Raw genomic sequence first — 1,527 nt, 5'->3', positions numbered from 1 at the left:
TGAGGTGGTCAACTACCTAATTTTCAGGGAAAAAGTACCTGAATTTTCCCCCGATCCCCGCAATGGCTGGCACTTTTTGAGGGGAAAAAAGTCCAAAAGTCTTATCCAACAAGGTTTTTAGATTTATTCAGCAGACCCTATTTATACTTATGCTCTTGGGGCAGAAAAAGTGAGAAACTAAAAAAGTTCTCAAAAAATATTCAAGTCAAGAAAAATGTCAAAGATAGAAGTAAAAAATCTAGACCACTTTTGTTCTAGAGCGAAAACAATTGACAAAAATAGCCGAATGTCTTTCTCTATAAGGGTTTCATCCCTCGAACCAATTTTTGCTTCAAAGCCAGCTAAACAAGATTTCTTTGACCGAATTTGGTTCTCTCGCATCCGTGTCTTAACCTGTCGGTGATTCACCAAGATGTGTCAGGCAGTCAGATAAAAAACTTGTTTCTGGGCGGGGAATCCCTACAATAGGAAACAGGATAATTAGTAGTAGATGAAAACCGATGGGTCAGTTTTTTAAACAAACTTTCGCTAGTTGCTTGGGAACTTTATTGGGATTATTGGTATTTTCGTCCCTAGGTGTGGGGGGATTAGCATTTTTACTGCTTTCTTTCCTGATTTCTAGCGATAGCTCCTCAGTTAAGGAAAAATCAGTCTTAGTTTTTAACTTAGCCACCAATATCAGCGATGCTCCCCCTAGTTCAAGTTTAGCCGATAGTTTGACCAGTGAGAGTCGGATCACTTTAAATTTGCGACAGGTGATAGCGGCGATCGAAAAGGCCGCCCTTGATGATAGTATTGTCGGTCTGTTACTCTACGGTCGCGGCACTGTCGGTGAATATGGCTATGCTACCCTGACGGAAGTGCGGCAAGCTTTGGCAAAATTTCGCCAATCGGGTAAAAAAATTATCGCCTACGATGTGGAATGGACGGAAAAGGAATATTATCTCGCTTCCGTTGCTGAAAAGGTGATTATTAATCCCGTGGGGAGAATGGAAATTAATGGTTTAAGTAGTCAACAAACCTTTTTTGCCGATGCACTAGAAAAATATGGTGTGGGGGTACAAGTGGTAAAAGTGGGTTCTTTTAAGGGTGCAGTGGAACCCTATACGCGTCAGGATTTAAGTGTCCAGAATCGTCAGCAGCTGCAAACCCTACTCGATACAATTTGGTCTAATTATAGTGCCACAGTGGCCAAAAGTCGCAATTTAACGGACCAAGAAGTGCAAACTATTTCTGATACTCAAGGTATTCTGGAAGCAACCAGAGCGAAAAAGGCGGGTTTTGTTGATGAAGTGGCCTATTTAGATCGAGTAATTGTTTTGGCTAAAGAGTTGACAGGAGAAGCAAAAAATAAAACTAATGAGGAGGGAAATTCTGGCTCTTTTTCGCAAATTTCTTTAGCTAATTATGCCAGTTCTCTCGATGAGAAGGAAGATAGTAGCGATCAAATAGCGATAGTTTATGCAGAAGGGACAATCGTAGAAGGTCAGGGAGATAGAGGCGAAATCGGTGGGGATAAATTGGCGA

Annotated in this window: 1 protein-coding gene; it reads left to right on the top strand. The window is 41.3% G+C overall.

Translation table 11 applies throughout. The features are described from left to right. Window positions 1–500 precede the first annotated feature (500 nt). On the top strand, window positions 501–1,527 hold a 1,027-nt coding region (locus PX481_RS01690; RefSeq protein WP_288093354.1), incomplete at its 3' end, for a S49 family peptidase.

This window comes from Microcystis sp. M53603_WE2, assembly GCF_030065435.1.
This window is presented reverse-complemented; position numbering and strand designations above follow the sequence as displayed.